The sequence below is a fragment of the Modestobacter versicolor genome, assembly GCF_041028285.1.
Classification (GTDB): domain Bacteria; phylum Actinomycetota; class Actinomycetes; order Mycobacteriales; family Geodermatophilaceae; genus Modestobacter; species Modestobacter versicolor_A.
The window spans coordinates 1-21,565 of record NZ_JABGDB010000008.1; the positions used below are offsets into that span (position 1 = coordinate 1).

A 21,565-nucleotide genomic window follows, 5' to 3' on the forward strand; every position below is an offset into this window, starting at 1 on the left:
TCGCGCGCCTTCCCACGCGCGGTTTCGCGCGCCTTCCCACGCGCGGTTTCGCGCGCCTTCCCACGCGCGGTCCCGCGCGCCTTCCCACGCGCGGTTTCGCGCGTCTTCGCACGGATGATCGGGGTGTCAGGTGCGGGCGAGGAGATCGTCGAGGGCGGTGGTGACCTCGTCGACGGTCACCTGCGCCAGCGCCGGGTCCAGCGTGGTCCCCCACGGGTCGCCGGTGCCGTCGCCGTGCCAGAGGACGACGTGCAGCGGCCGGGGCGGCGGTCCCCAGAGCGCCGGGGACACCGGGCCGAACAGGACCACCGAGGGCCGGCGGTAGGCGCTGGCGAGGTGGGCCACGCCGGTGTCGCCGCAGACGACGACCCGGGCGGCCGCGACGACGGCGGCCAGCTCCAGCGACGTCGTCCGGCCGGCCAGCACCGCGTCCTCCCCCAGCCCGGCCCCGTCGGCGACGGCGCGGGCGAGGTCCCGCTCGGCCGGACCGCCGGTGACGACGACCCGCTCACCCCGGCCGGCCAGGTGCCGGGCCACCGCGGCGAACCGCTCGGGCGGCCACCGCCGGCCGGGGAACGCGGCCCCGGGGTGGACGACGGCGACCCCGGACACCGGCAGGGGCAGGTCGGGCACCGCCAGGTCCAGCGCGTCCGGGTCGCAGCCGACCGACAGCCCCTCGGACACCAGCCGGCACCACCGCCGCACCTCGTGCTCGTCCGGGTACCAGGTCGGGCCGGGCCAGCCCGGGCTGGCGAAGGTGAGCAGCCGGTCCGGGTGCAGGTCGGCGACGACGACGTGCGACAGCGGTCCCTTGCCGTGCAGGTCGACGGCCAGCTCGGGCGGCGGGCCTGCCCAGTCCAGCGGTGCGAGCTCGACCGCGGGCAGCACCTCGTCGACGGCGTCGACCAGCGCCGCCAGCGGCTCCAGCGCCCGGGTGGTGGCCAGCACCAGCCGGTGGTCCGGGACGGCGGCCCGGACCCCGCGGATCGCGGGCACCCCGGTGAGCAGGTCGCCGAGCCCCAGCGGCCGCAGCACGACCGCCGTCGGCCGGTCGTCGCGGGCCCGGGCGCGCGAGGAGCCCACTAGGTGCGGGAGCGTTCGACCAGGGCGGACGTCGAGTGGCCGTCGAGGTAGGGCAGCACGACGGCCTGGCCACCCCACGTCTGCAGCACGGCGGTCTCGGGGAGGTGCGCGCCGGCGTAGTCACCGCCCTTGGCCCACACGTCCGGGCGCAGCTGCGCCAGCACCGCCGACGGGGTGTCCTCCTCGAACACGACGACGGCGTCGACGAACTCCAGCGCCTCGAGCACCCGCGCCCGGTCCGGCGCGGTGACCAGCGGCCGTGAGGGCCCCTTGAGCCGGCGCACCGAGTCGTCGGAGTTGATGCAGACGACCAGGCAGTCGCCCAGCCCGCGGGCGGCGCGCAAGGTGGCGACGTGGCCGGCGTGCAGCAGGTCGAAGCAGCCGCCGGTGGCCACCACGGTCCCGCCGGCCGCGCGCACCCGCGCCAGCAGCGCGTCCACCCCGGCCGCGGGGGCGGCCGACGCCTCGGGGACGGCGTCCCAGGCGGTCGCGCCGCCCCGGGCCACGAAGGCACCGGCGGCGGCGACGGCGGAGGTGACGGCCTCGCCGGTGACGGCGCCGCCGGCCAGGGCGACGGTGACCGCGGCGGCGAACGAGTCCCCGGCGCCGCACGGGTCGCCGCCGGTGACCGGGGTGGCCGGGATGACCATCGGGGCGCCCTCGCCGTAGGACAGCAGCGCGCCGCGGGCGCCGAGGGTCACCGCCACCGCGCCGACGCCCCAGTGCCGGATCAGCGCCTCGGCCCGGGCGCCCACCGCGGCCAGGCCGCTGCCCGGTACGTCGCCGGCCACCCGCGCGGCCTCGGCGGCGTTGGGGGTGACCAGCCGGGTCCAGGGCACCGGGTCGGCGCCGCGCGGGTGCGGGTCCCAGACCACCGGCCCGCGGGCGGCCGACAGCGCGGCCCGCACGTCGGCGGCCGACGTCGTCCCCCGGCCGTAGTCGGCGACCAGCACCGCGGCCGCGGACTCGATGACCGCCGCGGCCTCGGCCGGCAGCGCCCCGAACGTCGACACCGCTCCCCCGCTGTCGAGCCGGGCCACCGAGTGGTCGCCGACCCGGATGCGCTGCTTGACCGCCGTGCCGCCGGTCGCCGGGATCTCGATCAGCCGGACCCGGCCGGCCAGCAGCGCCCGCAGCCGGTCGGCGCCCTCGTCGTCGCCGAGCGGGGTGACCAGCACGACCTCGCGGCCGCCGGCGAACTGCGCGGCGAGGACGGCGGCCAGCGCGGCACCACCGGGGCGCTCGCGCCGCTCGACGTCCTCGACCACCGGCACGGGCGCGTCCGGGGTCAGCCGGGACGCCGAGCCGACCAGGTCGACGTCCAGGAGCGCGTCGCCGACGACGACGACCGGCGCGCTCACTGCACGACCTGCACGTGGTCCGAGGTCGGTACGACCTGCACGTGGTTGGTCGTCTGCACCCGGGCCGGCTCGGCGAGGACTGCGGCGTCGAAGGCGGCACAGAGCAGGTGCAGCGCCACCAGGTGGCACTCCTGCACGGTCGCCGTCCACGGCGAGTCGATGGCCACCGTGTCGTCGGCGACCGCGGCCAGCGGGTTGGGCGCCGGTCCGGTCATCGCGAGCACGGTGATGCCGCAGTCGCGGGCCCGCCGGGCGGCGGCCACCGCGTTGGGGCTGCGGCCGCTGGTCGACAGCAGCACCAGCACGTCGCCGGGGCGGCCGTGCGCCTCGACCTGCCGGGCGAACAGCTCGTCCGCCGGGTAGTCGTTGGCGATCGCGGTCAGCGACGAGGTCTCGGCGGTCAGGCAGATCGCGGAGAACGGCGGCCGGTCGGCGCGGTAGCGGCCGACCAGCTCGGCGGTGAGGTGCTGCGCCTGCGCGGCGCTGCCGCCGTTGCCGGCCGCCAGCAGCCGGCCGCGGGACTCGCCGGTCAGCACGCCGGCCAGCAGCCGGCCCCAGCGGTCGAGGGTGTCGACCTGGCCGGTGAGGTCCTGCAGCGCCGCGGTCAGCGAGGCGACGTGGTCCAGGCCGGTCAGGTGCGTGCAGGTGTCCGGGGAGACGACCTCGCGCCCGGACGTCGGGGCGGAGCGGAGCGGGGCGGTGGTCATCGGGACTCCTCCAGCAGGGCGGCGTTCTCGCGGGCTCGGGCGGCGAGCACCTGGCGGTAGACGGCGTCGGTGTCGGCGACGACACGCGACCAGCGGTAGCGGGACCGGGCGCGCTTGACCCCGGCGGCGCCGTACGCGGCCCGCCGGTCGTCGTCGGCGAGCAGCGCGGCGAGCGCGGCACCCAGCGCGGCGGGGTCCCGCGGCGGCACCAGCACGCCGGTGACGCCGTCGGCGACGGAGTCGACCAGCCCGCCCACGGCGGTCGCCACCACGGGGCGACCGCACGCCATCGCCTCCAGCGGGGTGATCCCGAACGGCTCGTACCAGGGCACGGCCAGCACGACGTCGGCCGAGCGGATCCAGCCCGGCACGTCGGCGCGGGCGACCGCACCGGCGAAGACGAGCCGGTCGGCCACCCCGAGCTCGGCGGCGATGGCGCGCAGCCGCTGCACCTCCGGGTCGTCGTCCAGGGCGTCGGTGGGCGGGCCGCCCACCACGACCAGCTCCGCGTCGGGGACCGCGGCCAGGGCGCGGACGGCGTCCTCCTGGCCCTTGCGCTCGACCAGCCGGCCGAGCACGAGCAGCCGGGGGCGGCCGGAGCGGGCCGCGACCGGTCCGCGCGGGGTGAACACGGCGGTGTCCACGCCGCACGGGACGATCGACACCCGGTCGCTGGACAGCCCCAGCCGGCGCAGCTCGAACACCTCGTCGCTGCAGGTGGCGACCACGTGGTCGACGGACCCGCACAGCCCGCGCTCGAGGTCGATGCGCTGCTCGGGCGAGGTGTCGGCCTCGCCCTGGTGGCGGCGCTTGACCGAGCCGAGGGCGTGGAAGGTCTGCAGCACCGGGATGCCGAGGCCGGCGGCGGCCTGCACCGAGGCCAGCCCGCTCATCCAGAAGTGCGCGTGCACCACGTCGGGGGGTGCGGCGGCCCACTGCGTACGCAGCACGTCGGCGAAGGTGCCCATGTGCTGCAGCAGCGAGTCCTTGGGCACCACGTCCGGCGGACCGGCGGCCACGTGCGCGACGTCGTAGCCGTCCGCCGTCCGGACCCGGTCGGGCAGGTCGGGGTGGTCGCGGCGGGTGTGCACGGTGACCTCGTGCCCCCGGGTGGCGAGCCCGGCGGCCAGCGCGGCGACGTGCACGTTCTGGCCCCCGGCGTCGACCCCGCCGATCGCGGCCAGCGGCGAGGCGTGCTCGCTCACCAGGTCGATGCGCAGGCGGTACGCGCCCAGCTCGTCGTTCGTCATCGGGTCACCTCGTCCAGCAACCGGTCCCAGTCGGCGAGGAACCTCGCCAGGCCGTAGCGCTCCAGGGCCGCGGCGCGGGCGGCCTTGCCGGCCAGCCGGGCGGCGTCCGGGTCGTGCACGAACCCGCGGACCGCCTCGGCCAGCCGCGCCGGGCGGGTGGAGAGCACGCCCGCCTCGGGGGGCACGGCCTCCACCGCCTCGGTCGTGGCCAGCGCGACCACCGGCATGCCCAGGTGCATGGCCTCCAGCAGCGACAGGCCCAGCGACGTCCAGCGCACCGGGTGCACGTACACGCGGCGGCGGGCCAGCTCGGCGTGCATGGCAGCCTGCGGCGGGTCGTCGTGCAGCGCCACCCGCGCCGGGTCGAGGTCGTAGCGCTCGTGCAGTCCGCTCAGGCCCATGCCGAACACGTCCAGCGGCGCGGCGTCGGCGAACAGCGGCAGCAGGTCACCACCGGTGTACCGGCCGCGCCGCACCGGCTCGTTCACGACCACGGCGGCCCGGGCCAGCTCGCCGGTGTAGCGCTCCCCGGGGTCGACGATCCCGTGCTCGATGACGACGGTCGGCGCGCTGCCGTTGTCGTAGAAGAGCTCGTTGAAGAACGTCACGTGGGCGATGGGGATCTCGGCCTGGTCGGCCAGCGGGTGCCGGGTGTCCGGTACCGCGCCGTCCGGGGCGTTGTGCTCGAGGAAGACCGCCGGCAGGTCGCGCCCGGGCTCGCGGCCCAGCCACTCGCGGACGAGCTCCAGGTCGCGGGTGCGCTGCAGCACCACGACGTCGACGTCCTCGTCGCGCAGCTGCTCGGGCGTCACCTCCCGGACCGGGGCCGGCCAGTCCCAGGTGCGCGCGCGGCCGAGGCCGTCCGGGCCCCGATCGGGCGTCACCGGCAACAGGTACTCGTGCGGTCCCTGGACGAACGACGTCGTCCAGGAGCCGTGCACGTGCCAGAGGAGGACCTTCATGCGGTCACCAGCTTCTCGACGGCGGCGACGACGTCGGCCGCGGTGACGGAGGACAGGCACGGGTGCCCGGGCACGGGGCACTCGCGCGCCCGGGTGTCCCGGCAGGGGGCGGACTGGTCGCCGAGCAGCACGGTCGGGACACCGTAGGGCGCCCACCGCACCGCCGGCACGACCGGGGAGAACAGCGAGACGACCGGGGTGCCGACCGCAGCGGCGAGGTGGGCCGGGCCGGTGTTGCCGACGACGACCGCGGCGGCGCCGTCGAGCAGCGCGGCCATCTCGGCCAGCGTGGTCTCCCCGCCGAGGTCGACCCCGCGGGTGCCCGCGACGGCCTCGGTCAGCGCCCGCTCGCCCGGGCCGCCGGTCACCAGCACCTGCCGGCCGGCGTCCGCCAGCGCCACCACGGCCTCGGCGCAGCGCTCCGCGGGCCAGGCCCGGGCCGGCACCGAGGCGCCCGGGTGCAGCACCACGTACCCGGGCGCCCGGCCGGTGGCCGGCAACGGACGGCGGACGGCCAGCCGGCCGTCGTCGCCCGGGGGCAGCGCGAACCCGGCGGCGCGGGCCAGCGAGAGGGCGCGCTCCGGCTCGGGCAGGTCGTCGCCGATCCGGTGCCGGACGTCGAGCAGCGACCCCGGGTAGTCGACGCTGGTCGCGCTCAGCCGCCGGACGCCGGCGAGCCGGAGCACCAGGGCCAGCGGCAGCGGGGACTGGTGGAACGAGGTGCTGATGACCGCCTCGGCCACGCCCTCGGCCCGCACCCGCTCGGTCAGCGCCGCGAGGTCGGCGGCGTCCACCGGCCGGGGCGAGCCGTCGATCCACGGGCAGTGCCAGGTGATCACGGCGTCGACGCCGGGCAGCAGCTCGGCGGCGGCGGTGCCCTGCGGGCTGGCCAGGAACACGACGCGCTCGGCACCGGCCGCGACCGCCCGGACCAGCGGCCCCTGCAGCAGCACGTCGCCGGCGTTGTCCAGCCGGGCCACCAGGACCGTGCGCGTCACCAGCTGCCCGCCAGGACCTCGGCCACCGCCGCGGTGAGGGTGGGCGCCCGGTGCGGGGCGGCCGCGATCTCCTGGGGGCGGGTGACCGGCGTCGGCACGATGATCGAGGCGGCGCCGGCGGCGGTGGCCGCGCCCACGTCGGCACCGATGTCGCCGATGACCAGGCAGCGTGCCGGGTCGACGTCGAGCTCGGCGCAGGCGGCCTTGACCATGCCGGGGGCCGGCTTGCGGCAGTCGCAGCCGTCCTCGGGCGTGTGCGGGCAGACCTGGACGGTGTCGAAGGGGCCCAGCAGCTCGGCCAGCCGGGCGTTGACCGCCTCGACCTGCTCGGTGGTGAGGAGCCCGCGGCCGACGCCGGACTGGTTGCTCACCAGCCCGATCCGCACCCCGCGGGTGCGCAGCTCGGCGAGGGCCTCGCGGGCGCCGTCCACCGGGCGGACCAGGTCGGGGTCGCCGTTATAGGGGACGTCGTGCACGAGCGTGCCGTCCCGGTCGAAGAGCACCAGGTCGGGCAGCCCGCGCCACGGCGTGACCCGGCGGTGCTGGACGGCGCCGCGCAGGAAGTGCCAGGTGGCCAGCGGGGGGATGACCGCGCTGGTGGCGAGCATGGTGCCGACCTCGGTGCGGTCGCGCGGGCCGGGGGCGATCCGGGCCCAGGCGAACTCGGCGGTGCCGGCCGCCCAGCCCAGGGCGGCGAGCGCGGCGGCTCGCGGCCGGCCGGCGGCGAGCAGGCCGACCGCCCCGAGGGCGGCGGCGGTGACGGCGAGGTGCTCCGGGCGGCGGCCGACGGCGGCGTCGGCCCGGTCGCGCCAGGTCGGGCCGTGCAGCCGGCGCATCAGCACGTCGTCGGCGTTGCCGGCCTGGACCCGGGCGGAGACCCAGCGGTCGACGGGGCGGACCGGGTGGGTGATCCACCGCTCGCCGCGGGTGAGCGTCGAGCCGGTGTCCATCACCCGCAGGGCCAGGTCGGAGTCCTCGCGGAAGGCCCGGGGGAAGCGCTCGTCGAACCCGCCCACCGCGGCGAGCGCGGACCGGCGGTAGGCGAGGTCGGCGGTGATCCAGCTGCTGGTGGCCAGCCCGGCGGTGCCGCGCTCCCAGTCGGTGGGCCGGCGGTCCTCCGGCAGCGGCACCCGCACCCGGCCCTGGGTGCCGGCCACGTCGGCGGGCAGCGCCGCGAGGTCCTCGGCGAGCCTGGCGTACCAGTCGGGGTCGGGGACGACGTCGTCGTCGAGGAACGCGATCCAGCCGGTGCGGGCGGTGCGCCAGCCCAGGTTCCGGGCGACCGCCGGCCCGCCGCCGCCGGTGCGCACCACGCGGACCGGCGGGAGCCCCGGCCGCTCGGGGGCGAGGGGCGCCCCGGTCGGCCGGTCGTCGACCAGCACCAGCTCGGCGGGCCGCGGCCCGGCGCTGGTGGCCAGCGCGTCGAGGAGGACGTCCAGCGACGGGCGGCCGATCGTCGGGACGACGACCGTGCAGTCGCGCAGGACGTCCGTCATGGCCGACAGTTTCCCGTGCCGCTCCGGCCGGAAACACTACGGGCTTGAAGTTCTCTGCGAGCGACCGGAGCGAATACCCGTTCGGGTGAGCGTCACGCACGCATCCCACCGTGCGGGAAGGTCGTGCACGACCGGGCCGCGGAGGATCCGCGGTCAGTGCGGGCGGCGCGCGGCCGCGGAGACCCGGGCCAGGGCGTCGGTCACGACCGGCGCGTCGTCACCGAGCATGGTCAGCAGGTGGGCGACCAGGTCGTCGTGCGTGGCGCGCGCCGCCCGGACCCGCTCGCGGCCGGCGTCGGTCAGGTCGGCGTGCAGCAGCCGGCGGTCGCCGCTGTGCCGCTCGCGGGTGACCAGCCCCTCGTCGACGAGCCGGCCCACCGTGCTGGTGATGCCCGGCCGGCTCAGCCCGACCGCCTCGGCGAGGTCGCCCATCGACGCCCGCTCCCCCGGAGACTCGGCGATGCGCCGCAGCACCTCGAACCCGGTCAGCGACAGGCCGTGCTGACGGTGCAGGGCGGAGTCGACCCGCCGGGTGATCCGGTCGTGCACCTGCACGATCCGCAGCCAGGTCTCGGGCGCGCTGGGGCCGGCGGCGGCCAGCCCGCGCACGTCGCGGGGCACCCCGCGGGGCGGGGCGCCGTCGTGCACGCGGTCCAGGTGCTGGTCCATGGGGATGTCCACGTCCTCGTCGCCGATGTCGTCCGCTCCTCGCGTCAGCGGTGCGCCGCGCCGCGCGAGCGCCGGACCGTCGTGCGGCCCAGCAGCGCCGCGGCGCCGATCAGGGCGCTCCCGGCCGCGAGCACCGGGAGCGTCGTGGTCCGGTCGGCCAGCGGTCGGGTGCGGGCGGCCACCTGCAGGTCCAGGCCCGCCGTGGCGGTCGACTGCCCGCCGACCAGCTGCACCGTCGCCGTCCCGAGCGTGGCCCGGCGCGGGATCTGGACGACCGCCTGCACGCTGCCGTCCTCGGCCGCGGTCACGGTCGTCAGCGGCAGCTCGACGCCGAGCAGCGAGACGGTGACCGGCTCGCCGGGGGTGAACCCGGTGGCCCGCACCGTCACGACCCCGCCCGGGGACACCGAGGCCGCCGAGGCGGTGCCGACCTGCGCCACCGGCTCCACGGCCGCCTCGCCCCCGGCACCGCTCCCGGCACCGCTCCCCGCCCCGCTCCCGGTCGTCACGGGCGGAGCCGACCCGGGGGTGGCCGGCGCCGGGGTGGCGCCGGCGACCGGGGGCGCCGACGTCACCGGCGCGCCGGACGACGCAGCCGCCGCGGTCGGGGCACCCGTCGGCGAGGGCGTCGCGTCGGCGCAGTCCTCGGCGCTGGGCCGGGTGTAGGTGCCGAACTGCAGGGCGTCCTCGACGGTCCCGTCGGCGGCGGTCACGCTGAGCGAGACGTCGACGGTGCTGCCCCAGTCGACGTCCGTGCTGGTCAGCTGGGCCTCCTCGCCGTCGGCGAGGTCGGCGACCGCCTGCTCCCGGACGCCGTCGAAGACCAGCGCGACGCGGTGCGGCCGGCTGCCGTTGGTGACCGTGAGCCGGACGACGCCGGGGCCGCAGCTGGGGCCGTGGGTGACCTCGGCGGTGGGCCGGCGGGGGTCCTCGATGGCCGCGGCGGGGGCGGCCAGCACCACGGCGCCCGCCAGCAGGGCGCAGGCCGCGGCGAGCACGAACAGGACAGGGGGCAGCGACGTACGAGCTGACGATGAGGTCGTCGGCACGTCGTCCCCCCGTTCCGGACCGCCGGGCGGACGGCGGTCCTGCGGCGTGCAGGTGCCGTGCCCAGGAACTGCGCCAATCATGTGCGGCCCTACCGACAGGATGCTGCTGCGTCACTCCTGTCACTCCCGTGTCGTGGGCGTGTCGCGCCCGGTCGGCGTGTCGGCGGGCTCGCGCCGGGGCACCGGGCGCCGACGTCGGGCCCGCGCCGGGTGCGACCCGGCTCACTACGGTGACCGGGGTGAGCTCAGCGGCGGGAACCGGGCGGCGGCGGCAGGACTCGATCTACCGGGCCGGGGTGTACGGCCGTCACCCGCGGGTGCCGACGGTCTACCGGGCGCTGGCCCGCGCGGCCGAGCGCCGGCTGGGCGCACGGGCGTACGGCTACGTGGCCGGCGGCGCCGGCGACGAGGACACCCAGCGCGCCGACCGGGCCGCCTTCGACCGCTGGGCCGTGGTGCCCCGCGTGCTGCGCGACGTCAGCCGGCGGGACACCTCCGTCGAGCTGTTCGGGCGGCGGCTGCCCGCCCCGGTGCTGCTGGGTCCGGTCGGCGCCCTGGAGCTGGTGCACCCCGAGGCGGACCTGGCCGTCGCCCGGGCCGCTGCGGCGGTCGGCGTCCCGATGGTCTTCTCCAACCAGGCGTCGGTGCCGATGGAGACCACCGCGGCGGCCATGGGCTCCGCCCCGCGGTGGATGCAGCTGTACTGGTCGACGTCCGACGAGCTGGTCGAGAGCCTGCTGGGCCGGGCGGAGGCCAGCGGGTGCGAGGCGGTCGTGGTCACCCTGGACACCACGATGCTGGGCTGGCGCCCCCGGGACCTCGACCTCGGGCACCTGCCGTTCGCCCTCGGCAAGGGGATCGCGCAGTACACCTCCGACCCGGTGTTCCGCCGGCTGGTCGAGGAGCGGGTCGCGGCGACCGCGGCCCCGGCGACCGGCGCCGCGGCCGGTCCGGTCGACCGGCAGCCGCGGCCGACGGTCGCCGCCGTCCGCGCGCTCGTCGGGATGGCGCGGGCGTGGCCCGGGCCGCTGCGGGAGAACCTGCGCTCACCGCTGCCCCGCGCGGCCGTCGAGACCTTCCTGTCGATCTACTCCCGGCCGTCGATCACCTGGGCCGACCTGGCCTGGCTGCGGGCGCGGACCCGGCTGCCGGTCGTGCTCAAGGGCGTCCTGCACCCCGACGACGCACGGCGCGCGGTGGACGAGGGCGTCGACGGCCTGGTGGTGAGCACCCACGGCGGACGCCAGGTGGACCGCTCCGTCGCCGCCCTCGACGCGCTGCCCGACGTCGTCGACGCGGTCGCTGACCGGGTGCCGGTGCTGCTCGACAGCGGGGTGCGCAGCGGCGCCGACGTGCTCGTCGCCGTTGCGCTCGGCGCCCGGGCGGTGCTGCTGGGGCGGCCCCACGTCTGGGGGCTCGGCCTGGCCGGTGAGGCCGGCGTGCGCCAGGTCGTCGAGGACGTGCTCGGCGAGTTCGACCTCACGCTGGGGCTGACCGGCCACACCGCGGTCGACCAGCTGACCCGCGACGTGCTGCGCCGCCGCTGAGCCGCCACGCCGGTGGGCTCTTGACGCGACGTTGTGAGCCGGGTCACAGTGAGCGCGGGCGGGGGAAGCCGGTACGAGTGGCTCTCCACCGCTGGAGAGACCGACCAACGCGGCCAGACCGTCAGGACCGGCCCCCCGCCCGCCAGCTGCTCCGACGCGTCTCCACCTCGCGCACACTGACCCGTGCTCGAGGTGGAGATCGACGCGCCGTCGGGTCCTCGACCCAGCGAGACGAGCCCGGGAACACGGACGGCCCCGCTCCTCACGAGGAGGAACGGGGCCGCGCGCTGTCTCAACCAGACGTGCACCCGAAGGGATTCGAACCCCTAACCTTCTGATCCGTAGTCAGATGCTCTATCCGTTGAGCTACGGGTGCCTGGAACTGTTCAGTTGTGGTGCGCGGAGGCTCCGGGATTTGAACCCGGGATGGGGATTAACCCAAACCGCATTAGCAGTGCGGCGCCATAGACCGGACTAGGCGAAGCCTCCCGGGGACCGGGTTGCCCCGGAACCACCGAGAGATGAGGCTACCAGCGCCTTGCGGCGGCTCCCAACGGGGGTGGGGCCCGGTCGGGAGCCGCCGGCTCAGACGTGGACGACGTCGCGCCGGGCCGCTGCCGCCTGGGTGGGACGACGACCGGGCAGCAGCGTGACCACCACGGCCAGCGCCCCCGCGACCGTGGCGAGGACCAGTGCGCCTGCCACACCGAACGTCGTCTCGATGAGCGCACCGCCGACCGCGGCGCCGATCGCCGAGGCACCGAAGGAGACCGTCGACAGCCAGGTGAACGCCTCGGTCGTCGCCGACGCCGGGGCGATGGAACCGACCAGCGAGCTCTGCACGGTCAGCGTCGGGGCGATCGCCGTCCCGCCCAGGAACAGCAGCACGCCGAGCAGCCACGGGCTGGACACCGCGGCCAGCGGGGCCAGGCCGAGGGTGACGCCGAGCAGGCCCCAGCGGTACTGGCGCGGCAACGTGGTGCTGATCATGCGGGCGCCGAACCAGAGCCCACCACCGGCCGAGCCCAGCGCCCAGACGGCCAGCAGCAGCCCGGACATGCCCGGGGAGCCGGCCGCGTCGGCGAAGGCCGGCACGGCGACCTCCAGCGCGCCGATGCCGAGCATCAGGGCCGTGCCGCTGAGCAGGATGCGCGGCATCCCGGGCGTGGTCACCGTGGCGAAGACCGGGCGTCGCTCCGCCGAGGCGGGGACCCACGCGCGCATCGGCGCACTGGTGGCGACCCCGAGCGCCCCGGCGACGCCGAGCACGCCGGCGATGCCCAGCGCGATCGACGGGCTGGCGACGAAGGCGAGCAGGGCGACCAGCATCGGGCCGGCGACGAACACGAGCTCGGTGGCGGTCGCGTCCAGCGCGTAGGCGGTGGGGCGCACCCGGGCGTCGACCCGCGACCACAGCGCGCGGACGGTGCCGGCGACCAGCGGGGTGCTGGCGCCCACGGCCCCGGCGGCGGCGAGCATGACCGGGACGGGGGCGTCGGCGAGGACGACGAACGTCGCGAGGGCCAGCAGCAGCGGGTAGACCGCGGACTGGGACAGCAGGACGACCCGGGGGCTGCGCCGGTCGGCGAGCCGGCCGAGGACCGGCGCCAGGATCGCCGTCGCGATGCCGTAGGTGGCCGAGACGCCACCGGCCACCGCGTACGAACCGGTCTGGTCCTGCACCATGAGGAGCAGCGCGAGCGGCACCATGGACGACGGCAGACGGCCGGCGAAGCCGGAGAACAGGAGCACCGGGGCGGACGGCAACCGCCACACGGTGAGGTACGAACGCATGACTGAGCTCACTTCGGTTGTGCGAGGGGAATCTGTAGGCGGTCAACGCGGGTTGAGTCCCTACAGATTCCGGAGGTTACGGACCGACGGGTAGGGAGTCAAATGAACTACGACACCTACGGGTCGACCGCTGTCGAGTTGGCGATCGACCTGGCCAACGCCGACCGCGACGACCCGGCGTGGGTGCGGTCCTTCCTCGACTCGCACCTCGAGTGGTTCACCGACGGCACCGACCTGTCGCTGACCCCTCCGGACGCCGACCGGGTGGCCGAGACGTCCACGCTGGTGCGGGACGTCGCGCTGGCCGGGACCGAGCCCGACGTCATGAGCCGGCTCAACGCCCTGCTCGCGCTCGCCTCACCCCGGCCCTACGCCACCGACCACGACGGCGAGCTGCACCTGCACTACGCCCGCCCGGACGCCGACGCGGTCGAGCAGCTGACGACCACGGTGGCCATGGGGCTGTCCCAGGTCGTCGTCCAGCACGGCTGGCAGCGGCTGGGCGTGTGCTCGGCCGAGGGGTGCGGGAACGTCTACGTCGACACCTCACGCAACGCGAGCCGCCGGTACTGCTCGAACACCTGCGCCAGCCGTTCCACGGTCGCCGCCTACCGGGCCCGCCAGCGCGCCTGAGCCGGCACCCGGTCCCCGGCACTAGCGTCCGCGGACGTGCCCTCTCCCCGCCGCTGGGACGCCATGCTGCTCGCCCGGGTCGGCCGGCTGCCCACGACGCGGGTGGACCGGTGGTTGCGCCGGCTGTCCACCACCGCCGACCACGGCAAGCTGTGGGTGCTGGTCGCCCTGGCCCTCGGGCTCCAGCGCGGTGCGCTGCGCCGGGCCGCCGTCCGCGGGATCGGGTCGATGGCGGTGTCCAGCGCGCTGGTCAACGTCGTCCTCAAGCGGGTGTTCCGCCGGGTCCGTCCGGACCTCGCCGGGGTCCACAGCTCGCGAGCGCTGCGGCGGTCACCGCACACGTTGTCCTTCCCCAGCGGCCACTCGGCGTCGGCGGCCGCGTTCGCCACCGGGGTGGCGCTGGAGAGCCCGGCGGCCGGCGCACTGCTGGCGCCGGTCGCGCTGGGCGTCGGCTACTCCCGGGTGCACGTCGGCGTGCACTACCCGGGGGACGTCGTCGCCGGGATGGCGGTGGGCGGGGCGGTGGCCCTGGCCACCCAGCACTGGTGGCGGGTACGGCCGACCGAGCCCGCCCGGGTGTGGAGCGCCTGGGACGCACCGGCACTGCCGGACGGCGAGGGGCTGGTGGTCGCGGTGAACCCGCGCTCCGGCCGGGAGGACTACGACCCGGCCGCCGACATCGCCGAGCTGCTGCCGAAGGCGGAGGTGCTCGAGCTGACCGCGGACGCCGGGGTGAGCGAGCTGCTGACGGAGGCGGCGCGGTCGGGGCGGGCCCGCGCGCTGGGGGTGGCCGGGGGCGACGGGAGCGTGGCCGCGGCCGCGGCGGTGGCGCTCGAGTTCGGCCTGCCGCTGGCGGTCGTGCCGGCCGGGACCCTGAACCACTTCGCGCGGGACCTGGGGGTGGCCACACCACCGGAGGCCGCCGGCGCCGTCGTCCGCGGGGAGGCCGTGCAGGTCGACGTGGCCGAGGTGAACGGGGTGCCGTTCCTCAACACCGCGTCGATCGGCTCCTACCCGGAGATGGTGGAGCGCCGCGACCGGCTGAGCGGGCGCATGGGCAAGTGGGCAGCGCTGACGGTGGCGGCGGCGCAGGTGCTGCGCCACGGGTCGCCGGTGGAGCTGGAGGTCAACGGACGGCGTATCTCGGCCTGGATCCTGTTCATCGGGAACGGCCGGTACGTTCCGCGGGGGCTGTCGCCTGCGTGGCGGCCGCGCCTGGAGGACGGGCTGCTGGACGTGCAGTACCTCCGCGCCGACCTGCGGTTCGGGCGGACGCGGGCGGTGCTCGCGACGCTGATGGGGGTCAGCGAGCACAGCCGGTCCTACGTCGGCTTCCAGGCGCCGGCGTTGCGGGTGCGGTCGCTGTCGGGGCCGCAGCAGGTGGCGTACGACGGCGAGACCGGTGAGACGGCGACGGACTTCGTGTTCGGCAAGCGGGAGCGGCTGACCGTGTACTGCTCCCGCTGAGCTAGAGCCCTGCCCACACCCGTGGGCAGGGCTCGACTGTCCACAACCCCTCTCCTGAGGGACGCCCCGAGCCGCTGACCTGCGTAGTCTCCTGACGACTTTCTGCGCGGGGGCCTCGGGAGGACGACGGATGCGGCTGGTGCGGGTGGCTGCTGCGACGGCCACGGCGGTGGTGCTGCTTGCCGGCTGCTCCGATGGCGGGACGGCGAACGAGACCCTCCCGTCCACCAGCAGCACCGCAGCGGAGACGACCGAGAGCCTGCCCCCGCTCGGGCCGCCGGACCTCCCCATGCCCGACGAGGCCCGACAACAGACCCCCGCCGGCGCAGAGGCGTTCTTGCAGTACTTCATCCAATTGATGAATGCAGCTCAGGAGCAAGCTACCTCCGAATATGTCCGCTCTCTCAGCCTCCAATGCGCCACCTGTGACACTTTCGCAGATGGAGTCGACAACTACGCTAAGTTGCAATACCGCTACGACGGTGGCGAGATCGTCTTGGGCAGCGTCTCCGCTCCATCCATCACCGGTGGGAACGCGGAGTTCGCGCTCGCACTTGTGCAGGATCGCCTCAGCGTCATCGGTCCGGACGGTTCGCCGATCGCGGATCTAGTCTCAGAGGCAGCCAACTACCCTGCTTCCGGCGCGATTGTCACGTGGGACTCGGCCAGGGAAACGTGGCTTATGACGACGCTGACGATCGCGTGAGCACCATGCGCAGAATTGGCTTCACGGCGGCGTGCATCGTCCTATCGGCAGGGATACTTGCCGGCCAATGGGCGACGGCCGCCCCGACTGGCGGTCCTTGCCCGCAGCTGTCTTGTCTCGACACATCCGTTCAGGATGAGGCCGTACAACTGGAAGCTTCGGACGTAAGCCCGTCTAATTTTCCCGGCTTGCGGCGGGCAAGCAATAGCACCCCTCCCATCCCCTTGTACCGGTGGCGACTAAGGACGCCTTGCCAGGTTAGTGATCCAGCTACAGGGGGCTGTGCGACCGGCAATCCCATATGCCCCCAGCTTCCTGGGCGGCTGATCAGCTTCTACGTGGTCGAGCGACAGCGCCTTGCTCAAGCCCCCGACGCGACTGGCACCGTCACCGCAGTCGACGGAGTGGCACCTGCCACCCCGCTGGCTCCGGGGACCCCTTACGGGAACTGGGTCGCCGACTCGCGGAGTTGCGTTGACGTCACGGACCTCAATCCTCCGCCGTCCCCGGACGAGGTGTTCCGCTACTTCCAGACCCTGCCGCTCCCCCAGCTGACCACCCGCCAACAACCACCGGGCGCAGCCCTCGTCGGCCTGCCGGTCATCTTCTTCACCGACAGCCCGACCGCCCAGACCTTCACCGTCGACATCCGCGGCTTCACCGTCGTCATCACCGCACGCGCGACGAGCTACGCCTGGGACACCGGCGACGGCACGGTCCTCACCACCAGCCACCCGGGTGCGCCGTACCCCGACGAGACCGTCACCCACGACTACTCGTCCGGCACCTACACGGCCTCGCTCACCACCACGTGGGGTGCGACCTACTCCGTCGACGGCGGCCTCACCGCCGACGTCCCGGGCACCACGACCACTCAGGGCGCACCGGTCTCCTTCACTGTGCTGCAGGCGCGCACCGTCCTGACCAACCCCTACGACTGAGCCGCAGCCGTCCCCTGCAGCCGCGTCCACCGCACGGCCGCCAGCAGCCCGATCGCGGTCAGCGCCTCACCGAACTCCTCGAGGAACGCCAGCACGGTCCAGCTCCGCAGCCCGGAGTACGACTGCGCCGCGACGGCGATCGCCGTCAGCGCGTCCAGCCCGAGCGCCACCACCGTGTACGCCACCAGCGCGAGCACCACCGGCCGCGCTCCCGGCACGTCCCAGCGCCGGGCACCCGCAGCGAGCAGCCCGATCCCCACCGCACTCAGCAGCAGGCTCACCGCCAGCGTCACCCACCGCCCGTCCGAGGACTCGAACGCCGAGTGCGCGCTGACGATCTTCGCCACCGCGAGCAGCACCCCGGCCAGCCCGACCGCGGCCCACCAGGCCTGCCGGCCGGCCACCGCGCGGCGGGCCGCGACCACAGCCACGACGGCGACCAGCAGGAACACGGCCGTGGTGAACAGCCGCGGCAGCCCGCCGACCGCCTCGACGTCCAGCCGGCCCTTGAGGCCGGAGTCGCACCCCCACTTGCCGCAGCGGTACTGGACCACCGACGACAGCGCGAAGAGCAGGAAGGCCAGCCCCGCGAGCACCGCGGTCGTGAGGACGACGGGACCGCCGCGGTCGGTGGCTGCCGGGCGACTGCCCTGGTCAGCAGGCAGCAGGGTCCCGGAACTCATCCGACCATCATGCCCGCGCATCTCGCGCCCCACCCGCCCTCGGCTGTCACATCCACCACATCGTGCGATCCGCCGACGACGACGGGCAGGCGACCTCGTCACAATCTGCCTGCATTCGACACGATCCATGGCCAGAGTGAGGCACTACAAACGACTGCATGATCTTCGTCGTGGTGGGCCTGGCCTGGCTCTTGTCGGCTCTTGTGCTCGGCAGCCTGCTGGGCCGCTGCGTCTCGACCACGGACCGCCACGACAGCGGCGCGGCGCTCGACTCGGACCGGCCGCTCTACGTGGCCGACATCCTGCGCGCGCAGACCACCGCCCCGCAGGGCTGACCTCCGCGACCACCAGATCCCACGCCGGCTCGTCCGGCGGTGGTCGTCACTTCTCACTACGGTCGCAGAGCAGGGTTGGTCGGGCACTGACCCGGGCACGCCCCTGCTGACGCCACCGAATGGGAAGAGGTCCTCCATGTTGGTCCGCCGGATCGCCCGGCCCATGCTCGCCGGCACCTTCGTCTACGGGGGCATCCAGACCCTCCGCAACCCGCAGAGCCGCGTCCCCGGCGCCGCGCCGATCGTCGAGCAGCTCACCGAGCTCGCCGACAAGCAGCTGCCGATCGAGGTCCCCCGGGACGTCGAGCAGTGGGTGAAGATCAACGCCGGCGTGCACGTCGGCGCCGGCGCTCTGCTGGCGCTGGGCAAGTTCCCCCGCTTCTCCGCGCTCGCGCTCGCCACCTCGCTGGTGCCGACCACCTTCGCCGGGCACCGCTTCTGGGAGCACGACGACCCGAAGGAGAAGTTCGGGCAGACGAGCAACTTCCTGAAGAACACCTCGATGCTCGGCGGGCTGCTGCTGGCCGCCGTCGACACCGAGGGCAAGCCGTCGGTCGGCTGGCGGGCGAAGAAGACCGCCGGTGCCGCGGCCGCCGCAGCCGAGGCGAGCTACGAGAAGGCCTCCAAGCGCGCGGCGAAGGCCCAGAAGAGGGCCGCCAAGCAGGCCAAGAAGATCAGGTCCTGACCTGGGCAGCATGAGCCCGGCACGGCAGACCCCCGCGGGCGCGCTCCGGAGGATCGCCTTCCTCCTGGAGCGCGCCCGCGAGCCGTCGTACCGGGTCAAGGCGTTCCGCACCGCGGCCACCGTCGTCGGTGGCCTGGACGACGCCGAGCTCGACCGCCGGGTGCGCACCAGCACGCTCAAGGACCTCAAGGGCGTCGGCGACAAGACCGCCACCGTCGTCGTCCAGGCGCACCGCGGTGAGGTGCCCGCCTACCTGCAGGCGCTCGAGGAGCAGTACGCCGAGCTGGCGCCGCTGGCCGACGACGCCGCCGCCCTGCGGGCCGCGCTGAAGGGCGACCTGCACGCCCACTCCGACTGGTCCGACGGCGGCAGCCCGATCCGCGAGATGGCCGAGGCGGCGATCTCCATCGGCCATGAGTACCTGGCGCTCACCGACCACTCCCCCCGGCTGACGGTCGCCAACGGGCTGAGCCCGCAGCGGCTCGAGCAGCAGCTGGACGTCGTCGCCGCGCTGAACGAGGAGCTCGCGCCCTTCCGCATCCTCACCGGCATCGAGTGCGACATCAACGTCGACGGCTCGCTGGACCAGACCGACGAGCTGCTCGGCCGGCTGGACGTCGTCGTGGCCAGCGTGCACTCCGAGCTGCGGGCGCCCCGGGCGCAGATGACCGAACGGATGCTCGCCGCCGTCGAGAACCCGCACACCGACGTCCTGGGGCACTGCACCGGCCGGCTGGTGATCGGCCGGCAGCAGCGCAACGGCACGCAGAAGCCCCGGCCGGAGAGCCAGTTCGACGCCGAGGCGGTGTTCCGGTCCTGCGTCGAGCACGGGACGGCGGTGGAGATCAACTCGCGACCGGAACGGCTCGACCCGCCCCGCCGGCTGCTGACCCGAGCGGTCGAGCTGGGCTGCGACTTCTCCATCGACACCGACGCCCACGCCCCCGGTCAGCTGGACTGGCAGGACGCCGGGTGCGTGCGGGCGGTGGAGTGCGGCGTCCCGGCCGACCGGGTGGTCAACACGCTGTCAGCCGACGCCCTGCTCGCCCGCACGCACGGCTGACCGCGGCGGCAGCTGCCACAGCGCCCCCAGCCGGGCGTCCAGCGCCGGGTCGAAGGCGTCCAGGCCCCCGCCGGGGTACGGGGTGAGCTCGCCGAACCAGACCTCGCCGTCGACGTCGTACAGGTCGACCCGGATGAAGTCGAAGGCGGCCCCGAGCGTGGCGGCGACCTCGAGCATCCGCGGCAGGCCGGCCGGCGGCGCGGTGACCGGTCCGGGCGCGACCGCCTCGGCGACGTCGACCGGCGTCCAGTCCGGGGTGTACAGCCGGCGACGGTGGTCGCCGAACCGGCCGGTGTCGACCTGCACCAGCTCGACCCGGCCGCCGAACACCAGGAACTTGAAGTCCGCCGGCGGCTCGGCCGCACCGAGGAACTCCTCGACCAGCAACGTGCGCCGAGCCTGGCTGTAGACCCACTCGCCGCGGGTGCGGTACAGCGGCTCGTCCAGCCAGCCCACCGTCACCCGGCGCAGCTCGGCCACGTCGGGGCGCCCGGTGCCGACGTGCACCCGCATCGTGCCGTGGTTGGGCTTGAGCACCCAGCGGTCGGGCAGGTCCACCTCGGCCAGGTCGGCCACGTCGTCACCGGTCCAGAGGACGGCGGGCACCGGCAGGCCGGGGCAGACCGCAGTGGCGTAGTCCTTCATGGCCAGCTTGTCCCCCAACCGGCCGATCAGCGGCCGCCGGTCGTGGACGACCCGCCAGTCGATCTTGTCGGTGAAGGTGGTGCGCCCGGGCCAGCGGCCGTGCGCCTCCCGGAACAGCACGGCCCGCTTCAGCCGCAGCGGCAGCCGGGACAGCACCCGCCGCGGGACCCGCCACCCCGACATCCGCACCTCCTCCGCCCGCGCACACCGGCAGCACGCATCATGGTCGTGCACAGTCTGGTCCGAGGAGCCTCGTCAGGGACGACGGAGGGGTCGGCCCCGCACGACGAGGAGAGCAGGCCCTGGACACGGACACGCACCGCCATCCCGCCCGGGTCGGCTTCCTCGCCAAGGACCCGTGGGCCCCCGCCATCCGCCGCGAGCACATGATCGCCCGCGAGCTGGTCCGACGCGGCTCGGCCGTCGACTTCGTGCAGGCCCCTGCGGACGTCCGCCGGGTCCGGACCGACCCGGCCAACTGGTGGCGACACCTCGACCGGGCCCGGTTCCGGACGGTCGAACCGGGCGTGCGGGTCACCGAGCGGTCGACGCTGCAGCCCGGCCTGCGGCACGGCCTCGCCGAGCGGGTCGACGCCGGGCTGCTCGGGTCGTTCCTCCGCCGCTCGGGCTGGGACGCCGACCTGACCGTCGCCATGCTGCCCTGGGAGTGGCGGGCGACCCGCGGGCTCGGCGGCCGGGTCGTCTTCGACTGCACCGACGACTGGACGCGGCTGCTGCCCCAGGCGCACGGCCTGCCCGACCAGCTGCGCCGGATCGCCGACGAGGCCGACGAGGTGGTCGTGGTCAACCACGTGCTCGCCGGGCTGTTCCCCGGCCGGACGCCCGTCGTCGTCCCCAACGGCACCGACGAGGTGCTCCTCGGCGCGACCCGGACCGTGCCGCGGCAGGCCCGGCACGCGGTGTACGTCGGCAGCATCTCCGAGCGCTTCGACACCGACCTGGTGCGGGACGTGCTCACCGCGCTCCCCGACTGGACGCTCACCGTCCACGGCCAGCTGGTCTTCCCGCTGCGGGCGCAGGCGGCCCGCGACCGCTTCCTCGCGCTCCGGACCGAGTTCGGGGGCCGGTTCCGCTACGAGGGCCTGCTCCCCCGCGACCGGATCGCCGACGTGCTCGACGGCGCCGCGGTCGGCCTGGTGCCCGACGTCGCCAGCATCGCGCTGGGGCAGTCGTCGATGAAGAGCTACGACTACTGCGCGCGCGGCGTGCCGCTGGTCGTCACGGCGGGGCACCTGGAGCACTCCAGCGACGCCCCGCCGCACAGCTACGTGGTCAGCGGTGCGACCGAGATGGCCGCGGCGATGGTCGCGGCCGCCGACGAGCCGGTCGCCGCGGGCAAGGAGCGGGTGGCGTGGGCGGCCGAGCGGAGCTGGGCGCGCCGGACGGACGCCTGGCTGGACGCCACGGTGCCCGGCCGTCCGGATCCTGTGACGGGAGTGGCGCCGCGCCGACCTCGCGATGCTGCGTGAC

At 75.4% G+C, this 21,565-nt stretch carries 21 protein-coding genes and 2 tRNA genes; 9 read left to right on the forward strand and 14 right to left on the reverse strand.

Going from position 1 to position 21,565, the window contains the following annotated elements:
- Positions 1 to 126: 126 nt before the first annotated feature.
- The 9 genes from HL054_RS19520 to HL054_RS19560 all read right to left on the reverse strand — a co-directional run bounded on the left by HL054_RS19520 (position 127) and on the right by HL054_RS19560 (position 9,575).
- On the reverse strand, positions 127 to 1,083 hold the full coding sequence (locus HL054_RS19520) for a glycosyltransferase family 9 protein (RefSeq protein ID WP_369140748.1): 957 nt from the start codon (positions 1,081 to 1,083) through the stop codon (positions 127 to 129).
- A complete protein-coding gene (gene rfaE2 / locus HL054_RS19525) occupies positions 1,083 to 2,444 on the reverse strand; it encodes a D-glycero-beta-D-manno-heptose 1-phosphate adenylyltransferase (protein ID WP_369140749.1) in 1,362 nt (453 codons plus the stop codon). The genes HL054_RS19520 and rfaE2 overlap by 1 nt, the downstream gene beginning before the upstream one ends.
- Positions 2,441 to 3,151, reverse strand: coding sequence for a D-sedoheptulose-7-phosphate isomerase (locus tag HL054_RS19530; protein WP_369140750.1), 711 nt, complete (start codon positions 3,149 to 3,151; stop codon positions 2,441 to 2,443). Before HL054_RS19530 ends, rfaE2 begins: the two co-directional genes overlap by 4 nt.
- Positions 3,148 to 4,401, reverse strand: a complete 1,254-nt coding sequence (locus HL054_RS19535) for a glycosyltransferase (protein ID WP_369140751.1) — start codon at positions 4,399 to 4,401, stop codon at positions 3,148 to 3,150. Before HL054_RS19535 ends, HL054_RS19530 begins: the two co-directional genes overlap by 4 nt.
- Entirely contained in the window at positions 4,398 to 5,363 is a 966-nt protein-coding gene (locus HL054_RS19540) for a glycosyltransferase (protein WP_369140752.1), read from the reverse strand. Before HL054_RS19540 ends, HL054_RS19535 begins: the two co-directional genes overlap by 4 nt.
- Positions 5,360 to 6,361 (reverse strand): glycosyltransferase family 9 protein, encoded by a 1,002-nt coding sequence (locus tag HL054_RS19545; protein WP_369140753.1) that lies wholly within the window; start codon positions 6,359 to 6,361, stop codon positions 5,360 to 5,362. Before HL054_RS19545 ends, HL054_RS19540 begins: the two co-directional genes overlap by 4 nt.
- The gene (locus tag HL054_RS19550) at positions 6,358 to 7,857 is read right to left on the reverse strand and encodes an HAD-IIIA family hydrolase (RefSeq protein ID WP_369140754.1); all 1,500 of its coding nucleotides are present in this window, start codon (positions 7,855 to 7,857) and stop codon (positions 6,358 to 6,360) included. The genes HL054_RS19545 and HL054_RS19550 overlap by 4 nt, the downstream gene beginning before the upstream one ends.
- A 153-nt stretch (positions 7,858 to 8,010) precedes the next feature.
- Positions 8,011 to 8,538, reverse strand: a complete 528-nt coding sequence (locus HL054_RS19555) for a MarR family winged helix-turn-helix transcriptional regulator (protein WP_369140755.1) — start codon at positions 8,536 to 8,538, stop codon at positions 8,011 to 8,013.
- Positions 8,539 to 8,570: 32 nt separating this feature from the next.
- A complete protein-coding gene (locus HL054_RS19560) occupies positions 8,571 to 9,575 on the reverse strand; it encodes a hypothetical protein (RefSeq protein WP_369140756.1) in 1,005 nt (334 codons plus the stop codon).
- A gap of 239 nt (positions 9,576 to 9,814) precedes the next feature.
- On the opposite strand from HL054_RS19560, the gene HL054_RS19565 reads away from it, so the two are divergent.
- Positions 9,815 to 11,122 (forward strand): alpha-hydroxy-acid oxidizing protein, encoded by a 1,308-nt coding sequence (locus HL054_RS19565; RefSeq protein ID WP_369140757.1) that lies wholly within the window; start codon positions 9,815 to 9,817, stop codon positions 11,120 to 11,122.
- A gap of 303 nt (positions 11,123 to 11,425) precedes the next feature.
- Here the strand turns inward: HL054_RS19565 and HL054_RS19570 are convergent.
- The 3 genes from HL054_RS19570 to HL054_RS19580 form a co-directional block, all read right to left on the reverse strand.
- A tRNA-Arg gene (locus tag HL054_RS19570) sits at positions 11,426 to 11,498 on the reverse strand.
- 24 nt (positions 11,499 to 11,522) lie between these two features.
- Positions 11,523 to 11,611, reverse strand: a tRNA-Ser gene (locus HL054_RS19575).
- A 96-nt stretch (positions 11,612 to 11,707) separates the two neighbouring features.
- Positions 11,708 to 12,916, reverse strand: a complete 1,209-nt coding sequence (locus tag HL054_RS19580; RefSeq protein WP_369140758.1) for an MFS transporter — start codon at positions 12,914 to 12,916, stop codon at positions 11,708 to 11,710.
- A gap of 102 nt (positions 12,917 to 13,018) precedes the next feature.
- On the opposite strand from HL054_RS19580, the gene HL054_RS19585 reads away from it, so the two are divergent.
- The 4 genes from HL054_RS19585 to HL054_RS19600 all read left to right on the forward strand — a co-directional run bounded on the left by HL054_RS19585 (position 13,019) and on the right by HL054_RS19600 (position 16,663).
- A complete protein-coding gene (locus HL054_RS19585) occupies positions 13,019 to 13,549 on the forward strand; it encodes a CGNR zinc finger domain-containing protein (protein WP_369140759.1) in 531 nt (176 codons plus the stop codon).
- Positions 13,550 to 13,585: 36 nt separating this feature from the next.
- Positions 13,586 to 15,016, forward strand: coding sequence for a bifunctional phosphatase PAP2/diacylglycerol kinase family protein (locus HL054_RS19590; protein WP_369140760.1), 1,431 nt, complete (start codon positions 13,586 to 13,588; stop codon positions 15,014 to 15,016).
- A 130-nt stretch (positions 15,017 to 15,146) separates the two neighbouring features.
- Positions 15,147 to 15,722 carry a DUF6318 family protein gene (locus tag HL054_RS19595; protein ID WP_369140761.1) on the forward strand — a complete coding sequence of 192 codons (576 nt, stop codon included), beginning with the start codon at positions 15,147 to 15,149 and terminating at the stop codon, positions 15,720 to 15,722.
- Positions 15,723 to 16,237: 515 nt separating this feature from the next.
- Positions 16,238 to 16,663 carry a hypothetical protein gene (locus tag HL054_RS19600; protein WP_369140762.1) on the forward strand — a complete coding sequence of 142 codons (426 nt, stop codon included), beginning with the start codon at positions 16,238 to 16,240 and terminating at the stop codon, positions 16,661 to 16,663.
- Here the strand turns inward: HL054_RS19600 and HL054_RS19605 are convergent.
- Positions 16,654 to 17,346: a hypothetical protein gene (locus tag HL054_RS19605; RefSeq protein WP_369140763.1), complete on the reverse strand. Its 693-nt coding sequence runs from the start codon at positions 17,344 to 17,346 to the stop codon at positions 16,654 to 16,656. The two genes, HL054_RS19600 and HL054_RS19605, sit on opposite strands and share 10 nt — an antisense overlap.
- A 158-nt stretch (positions 17,347 to 17,504) precedes the next feature.
- Here HL054_RS19605 and HL054_RS19610 point away from each other — a divergent pair, with 158 nt between their 5' ends.
- From HL054_RS19610 to HL054_RS19620, 3 genes are all read left to right on the forward strand, one after another.
- Positions 17,505 to 17,681, forward strand: coding sequence for a hypothetical protein (locus HL054_RS19610; protein ID WP_369140764.1), 177 nt, complete (start codon positions 17,505 to 17,507; stop codon positions 17,679 to 17,681).
- A gap of 136 nt (positions 17,682 to 17,817) precedes the next feature.
- Complete coding sequence (locus tag HL054_RS19615) at positions 17,818 to 18,366, forward strand: DoxX family protein (protein ID WP_369140765.1); 549 nt, start codon at positions 17,818 to 17,820, stop codon at positions 18,364 to 18,366.
- A 10-nt stretch (positions 18,367 to 18,376) separates the two neighbouring features.
- On the forward strand, positions 18,377 to 19,429 hold the full coding sequence (locus HL054_RS19620; RefSeq protein WP_369140766.1) for a PHP domain-containing protein: 1,053 nt from the start codon (positions 18,377 to 18,379) through the stop codon (positions 19,427 to 19,429).
- On the opposite strand, the gene HL054_RS19625 is transcribed toward HL054_RS19620, so the two are convergent.
- Positions 19,394 to 20,257 carry an ATP-grasp fold amidoligase family protein gene (locus tag HL054_RS19625; protein WP_369140767.1) on the reverse strand — a complete coding sequence of 288 codons (864 nt, stop codon included), beginning with the start codon at positions 20,255 to 20,257 and terminating at the stop codon, positions 19,394 to 19,396. The genes HL054_RS19620 and HL054_RS19625 overlap by 36 nt on opposite strands.
- Positions 20,258 to 20,460: 203 nt before the next feature.
- Between HL054_RS19625 and HL054_RS19630 the strand changes: the two genes are divergently transcribed.
- A complete protein-coding gene (locus HL054_RS19630) occupies positions 20,461 to 21,564 on the forward strand; it encodes a hypothetical protein (protein ID WP_369140768.1) in 1,104 nt (367 codons plus the stop codon).
- The last annotated feature ends 1 nt before the right edge of the window (position 21,565 follow it).

Excerpts from the sequence above, each read along its gene's own strand:
- HL054_RS19540 (WP_369140752.1), bottom strand. The coding sequence starts at position 5,363 with ATGAAGGTCCTCCTCTGGCACGTGCACGGCTCCTGGACGACGTCGTTC.
- HL054_RS19530 (WP_369140750.1), bottom strand. The coding sequence starts at position 3,151 with ATGACCACCGCCCCGCTCCGCTCCGCCCCGACGTCCGGGCGCGAGGTC.
- HL054_RS19550 (WP_369140754.1), bottom strand. The coding sequence starts at position 7,857 with ATGACGGACGTCCTGCGCGACTGCACGGTCGTCGTCCCGACGATCGGC.
- HL054_RS19625 (WP_369140767.1), bottom strand. The coding sequence starts at position 20,257 with ATGTCGGGGTGGCGGGTCCCGCGGCGGGTGCTGTCCCGGCTGCCGCTG.
- HL054_RS19620 (WP_369140766.1), top strand. The coding sequence starts at position 18,377 with ATGAGCCCGGCACGGCAGACCCCCGCGGGCGCGCTCCGGAGGATCGCC.
- HL054_RS19605 (WP_369140763.1), bottom strand. The coding sequence starts at position 17,346 with ATGAGTTCCGGGACCCTGCTGCCTGCTGACCAGGGCAGTCGCCCGGCA.
- HL054_RS19595 (WP_369140761.1), top strand. The coding sequence starts at position 15,147 with ATGCGGCTGGTGCGGGTGGCTGCTGCGACGGCCACGGCGGTGGTGCTG.
- HL054_RS19615 (WP_369140765.1), top strand. The coding sequence starts at position 17,818 with ATGTTGGTCCGCCGGATCGCCCGGCCCATGCTCGCCGGCACCTTCGTC.
- HL054_RS19610 (WP_369140764.1), top strand. The coding sequence starts at position 17,505 with ATGATCTTCGTCGTGGTGGGCCTGGCCTGGCTCTTGTCGGCTCTTGTG.
- HL054_RS19630 (WP_369140768.1), top strand. The coding sequence starts at position 20,461 with ATGATCGCCCGCGAGCTGGTCCGACGCGGCTCGGCCGTCGACTTCGTG.
- HL054_RS19535 (WP_369140751.1), bottom strand. The coding sequence starts at position 4,401 with ATGACGAACGACGAGCTGGGCGCGTACCGCCTGCGCATCGACCTGGTG.
- HL054_RS19580 (WP_369140758.1), bottom strand. The coding sequence starts at position 12,916 with ATGCGTTCGTACCTCACCGTGTGGCGGTTGCCGTCCGCCCCGGTGCTC.
- HL054_RS19585 (WP_369140759.1), top strand. The coding sequence starts at position 13,019 with ATGAACTACGACACCTACGGGTCGACCGCTGTCGAGTTGGCGATCGAC.